Source organism: Candidatus Thioglobus sp. (assembly GCF_028599055.1).
In the GTDB taxonomy this organism is placed as follows: domain Bacteria; phylum Pseudomonadota; class Gammaproteobacteria; order PS1; family Pseudothioglobaceae; genus Thioglobus_A.
The window spans coordinates 1-5,284 of the sequence record NZ_JAQRMS010000079.1; the positions used below are offsets into that span (position 1 = coordinate 1).

6 protein-coding genes are annotated in these 5,284 nt (G+C 41.5%); all 6 read right to left on the reverse strand.

The window, feature by feature from the left end; all coding sequences use genetic code 11:
* A partial coding sequence (gene nagZ, locus PSN35_RS05720) for a beta-N-acetylhexosaminidase (protein WP_300030708.1) occupies window positions 1-778 on the reverse strand: 778 nt, incomplete at its 3' end.
* Window positions 778-2,292, reverse strand: coding sequence for an MFS transporter (locus PSN35_RS05725; protein ID WP_300030710.1), 1,515 nt, complete (start codon window positions 2,290-2,292; stop codon window positions 778-780). The genes PSN35_RS05725 and nagZ, both read right to left, overlap by 1 nt.
* The gene (locus PSN35_RS05730) at window positions 2,286-2,693 is read right to left on the reverse strand and encodes a rhodanese-like domain-containing protein (protein ID WP_300030712.1); all 408 of its coding nucleotides are present in this window, start codon (window positions 2,691-2,693) and stop codon (window positions 2,286-2,288) included. The genes PSN35_RS05725 and PSN35_RS05730 overlap by 7 nt, the downstream gene beginning before the upstream one ends.
* On the reverse strand, window positions 2,690-3,136 hold the full coding sequence (locus PSN35_RS05735; RefSeq protein WP_300030714.1) for a L,D-transpeptidase: 447 nt from the start codon (window positions 3,134-3,136) through the stop codon (window positions 2,690-2,692). Before PSN35_RS05735 ends, PSN35_RS05730 begins: the two co-directional genes overlap by 4 nt.
* Window positions 3,137-3,145: 9 nt before the next feature.
* Entirely contained in the window at window positions 3,146-4,462 is a 1,317-nt protein-coding gene (rlmD, locus tag PSN35_RS05740; protein WP_300030716.1) for a 23S rRNA (uracil(1939)-C(5))-methyltransferase RlmD, read from the reverse strand.
* Between the two features lie 24 nt (window positions 4,463-4,486).
* Window positions 4,487-5,284 (reverse strand): heterodisulfide reductase-related iron-sulfur binding cluster (locus PSN35_RS05745; RefSeq protein WP_300030718.1); only part of this gene is annotated, 798 nt, incomplete at its 5' end.

Sequence of the window (5,284 nt, forward strand, 5' to 3'; positions counted from 1 at the left end):
TGAAAAAAGCCCCTTGCATTGATAGATCATCACTAAACACAACCCCTGAAAAACCCAACTGCTCGCGTAAAATTTGCTTAATCCATTTTTTAGAAAAGCCTGCTGGATTTTCATAAACTTGTGGATAGATTACGTGTGCTGGCATCACCGCATCTAACCCTTGGTAGGTTAATTCTTTGAATGGCAGCATGTCTGACATAAGCTCTGTCATCGAGCGCTCATCAATGGGTAAATCTAGATGCGAATCCGCTGCCACAAACCCATGACCCGGAAAGTGTTTGCCAACACACTTCATGCCTGCCTTATGCATGCCGTTAATCAACGCACCTGCCAAAGCAATAATCGCTTTAGGGTTTGAATGAAAGGCACGATCACCAATCACTGAAGATTGACCATAATCCACATCTAGCACCGGCGCAAAAGAAAAATCAACACCGATACTTAACAGTTCGTGTGCCAAGACATAGCCGCAAGCTGTTGCTTGTTCAAGGGCTAAATCAGGGTCACGATCATACGCATCACCCAATTTAGCCATGGCTGGCAGGTGAGTAAACCCTTCTTTAAAGCGTTGCACACGACCACCCTCATGGTCAACTGCAATCAATAATGCAGGCTTAACAGATCTAATAGAGGTAATTAACGCCTTGATTTGCTCAATCGATTCAAAGTTTCGACTAAACAAAATAACGCCACCAATCGAAGCTTTAGCTAGTTGGGTCTTTTCACTTGTAGACAGCTGGGTTGCTGCCACGTCCATCATTATCGGTGCAAAATTCATTAATCTATATAAGGTTTAATTTTGTAAACAAGGTACAAAATTGGCAGGCCAATTAGCGTGGTTAATATAAAAAACTCACCATAACCAAATACTTCTACAATGGTGCCTGAGTAGCCGCCAAATATTTTTGGCAACAAGGTCATGAGTGAAGAAAACACCGCATATTGAACCGCAGTAAATTTAATATTAGTTAAGCTCGATAAGAAAGCAATAAAAGCAGCACCCGCCAAACCGGCAGACAAGTTATCCATGGTGATGGTGATATATAACCAGGTTATATCATGGCCTACATTAGCCAAAACAATAAACAATAAGTTGGTTAGTGCTGAAAGCAGTGCGCCTAAGAACAACACTCTAAATACGCCAAACCTGATCGCCATAACGCCACCTAAAAATCCACCCGCAATGGTCATAAATAAGCCAAATGTTTTAGACACAGTGGCAATTTCCACCTTAGTGAAACCCATGTCTTGATAAAAAATATTAGCCACGACACCCAGCACAATATCGCTGACTCGATACAGCCCAATCACTGCCAAAAGCAGAATAGCGACACTCAACCCATATCGATTAAAGAAATCTTTAACCGGCGCTACATAAGTATCACTAACCATAGCTCGATTAACCACATTAAGGGTTATCAATAGTCGAGCAGCAACATAAGCACCAGCTATGGCTAGCATCATTCTTAATGTGCCGATTAAAAATCCAGATAAATGCTTGTTTGCAAAAAAGTCTGTTAATACTGGTTTGAGTGCTTTAACCAGATCTGCACTCACTATAAATGTTGCAATAAAAGCAGCAACAATAGCTAAGAATAAGGCGAAGAATCGCGCATAATCCAGTGTTGTATAGTCAATGGAACGAGTGGACGACTCAGGCTCTTTAATGACCAGTGTGGTGACAACACCAACCATCATAACTAGCGCCATTATTAGATAAGTAGTTGACCAAGCCTCAACACTATAAAGTTCTTTGGTTGAGCCAAAATAGCTGGCCAAAAATAATCCGCCTGCGCCAGCGACTAACATACCAATTCTATAACCTGCGATATAAGTAGCACTCAGCATTGATTGCATGTCTTTATTAGCGGATTCAATTCGATAGGCATCGATGACAATATCTTGAGTGGCTGATGAAAATCCTAGTAACACCGCACCGATTGCCATCAACTCCAAACTGTCTAAGCCCGCTTGAGGATCAACCGATGACATCAGCAAAATAGCGCCCATAATAGCCAATTGAGAAACCAACATCCAAGCTCTTCTTCGACCCAAGAGTTTGGTTAAAATTGGTAATGGTAGTCGATCAACTAAGGGCGCCCAGACAAATTTAAATGAATAGCCTAAGGCTGCCCATGAGAAAAAAGTAATACTTGATTTGGCTACGCCCGCTTCATTTAACCAAAGCCCTAATGTGGAAAAGATAAGCAAAATGGGTACGCCGGCTGAAAAACCTAAAAACAACATACTCAGCACCCGAGGGTGGATAAAAAGCTTAATACTGTCTAACATTGAACCCAAGGCATGCCGTCATGACGCCAACCGTTAACATTGCCACGTTGGTCGTTTTCATCCAGATCCCCTTCAAAGCCGCTCACCACATGGGCCACATTAGTAAACCCATGCTTAAGCAAGCATTTACCCGCATCGTCGGAGCGATAACCGCTACGGCAAATTAAGATGATTTCAACATCTAGCGCCTCATCACCCAAAAAACGCTTAATAGCCGCTATAAAATTTGCCTCGTTCGGTGCCCAATCAGGATCATCTAACCAGGGCACAAATAACGCATCAGTTGGCCGGCCAACAAACTTGTTTTCAGCTTCACAACGCACATCAATTAACACCGCTTCTTTATTGGCCTGTAGACGCTCAACGGCTTTTTTGGGTAAATATTGAAGTAGACTGTTCATGAAGCAATTATAGCAACTTCTTCAAGCGTTTGAACACGATCAAATAACTCGATAATGTCAGCATTGTGCATGCGAATACAACCCTTGGAGCCAGCTACACCCATTGGGGTTTCATCTGGTGAGCCGTGAATATAAATGTATCGATTTTTGGTATTGACATTATGAGACTCAACCCCGTCAAGCCAAAGTATTCGAGTTAGAATCCAATCTCTTTTTGGGTGTTGTTGTGCTAACTCAGCAGTGTAGATTTCACCGGTAAATACACGACCTTTAAGTACTGAATTTGACGCTAAATTTTGGCCAATTTTTTCAGCAATTTTAAACTTTCCTAATGGCGTACAGTAAGAACCTTCAACTTCACCAATGCCATTGGCCGCTGTACTAATTGCGTAAGTTTTGTCGTTAAATTCAAGGGTTTGATTGGCAATGTTAATGATAATCATAGTGCTGGCTTATTTGATAAACAATGCAATGGATTCAACGTGGGCTGTTTGCGGGAACATGTCCATCACACCCGCCGTTTTAAGCTTGTAGCCCAACTCGATCAACTTGGCCGTATCACGTGCCAACGTAGCTGGATTGCAAGATACATACACCAAGTGATTGACACCTAATTTGGGTAGTAATTCTACAATTTCAATCGCACCTGAACGCGCTGGATCAATTAACGCCTTGTTATAGGTCTTGCCTCTGAACCACTCAAACCCCTCAACTTCTTTAAACAGATCTGCCTTGTAAAAATCAGCATTGCCAATTTTATTTTGCTCAGCATTGTATTTAGCGCGTTCAATCAAGCCCATATCGCCTTCCACACCAACCACATGCTTGGCATATTTTGCCATTGGTAAGGTAAAGTTACCTAGCCCGCAAAATAGATCAATCACCTCATCATCCTCATTTAAGTCAAGCAACTCCAAGGCTAAATTAATCATTTTTTGATTCAACTTAAAATTCACCTGAGTGAAGTCAGTTGGTAAAAATTCCATTTCAATGTCATGATCAGGGTGTGAGTAGGTTAGTACAGCGCTCTGATCAAGGGGTTTAACTGTGTCTTCGCCGCCACTTTGAGTGTAGAACGTTACAGCTAATTCTTTAGCACAATCACGCAATACTTGCTCATCTTGCTCGTTCAACGGCTCAAGATGTCTTAAGATGAGTACCGTATTATGCTCAGCAACCGCCACTTCAATTTGTGGCACTTGTGATTTAATCGAAAGCTTTCCAATCGCCTCAGCCAACACTTCTAGGTTATCACCCAAAGACGGATGCAATACCTCGCAACGACTCATGTTGGTAATCCAGCCGGATTTTTTTTCTCTAAAGCCAACCAATACTTTTTCTTTTTTGGCTACATAACGCACGCCAAGTCGCGCTTTACGGCGATATCCCCAATTTTGCACCTGAAGTGGCGCCAGCCACTGTTCTGGCTCAACCTTAGCTTGACCTAAAAAAGCATCTTTAAGCCACTCGCCTTTAGCACTAATTTGATCTTCACTGGATAAGTGCTGAAATGAACAACCGCCACAAATACCAAATACTGCACATTTTGGGGTAATACGGTTATCAGCAGCCTTGATAACTTCTTTAACATCTGCTTCTTCAAATTTAGCGCGTGAAAAACTGCGATCTGCGATAACCGTTTCACCTGGCAAAGCACCAGAGACAAAAATGACTTTTTCATCAAGATGTGCAATGCCGCGACCTTCGTGCGATAAAGATTCAATGGTTAATTCGTAGGTTTTAGCTTTCGGCTTTCTTCTTCGGCCCATGGTTTATGCCAATTATTAATTAGGCTAATTATCCAATAGTTCCACCCAATGTTTAACGGGAATTTCACTGTCTTTTTGTAAATGCATTAAACAACCGATATTAGCCGTCACAATCATCTCTGGATTAGCCGCTTGCAGGTGTTTTAATTTATTATCTTTCAACGCTTGCGAGAGTTTAGGCTGAAAAATTGAATACGTACCTGCTGAGCCACAACATAAATGTGAATCTTTAACAGGTGCTGGCGTATAGCCTAATTGTTGCAAAATTGAATTAACCAGTCCTGCCAGCTTTTGCCCATGCTGCAAGGTGCAAGGCTCGTGATACGAAATATTGGTTTTTTCTAAGTTTAATTGAGACAAATCTTTGTCGGCCAAAAACTCTGCAATATCTTGAGTTTTTGCAGAAATAATCTTTGCTTTTTGGTAATATTCATCACCAGCTTCAAACATTGAATCGTAATCTTTAACCATTAAACCGCAACCACTGGCGCTAGAAATAATAACTTCCACATCAAATTTCAACCAAGCATCAATATTATTCTTAATCTTGATCAATGCATCTTGTTCAGCACTCAAGTGTTGATCAACCGCACCACAACACTGATTTTGTGGCGTTTCGATCGCATCATAACCAAGCTTGGCCAAAATATTTTTAATACTATGATTAATGTTCGGCGCCAGTACCGGCTGCACACAACCACCCAATAGCAATACTTTTTTACTGCCAGAACCTGGGGTAATAACCTTACCTTGCTTGCTTGAATGTTTTGAGATAAATCCAATCGGATTAAATAAGAGTGGCGTTGTGAGTAGCTTGCGCAC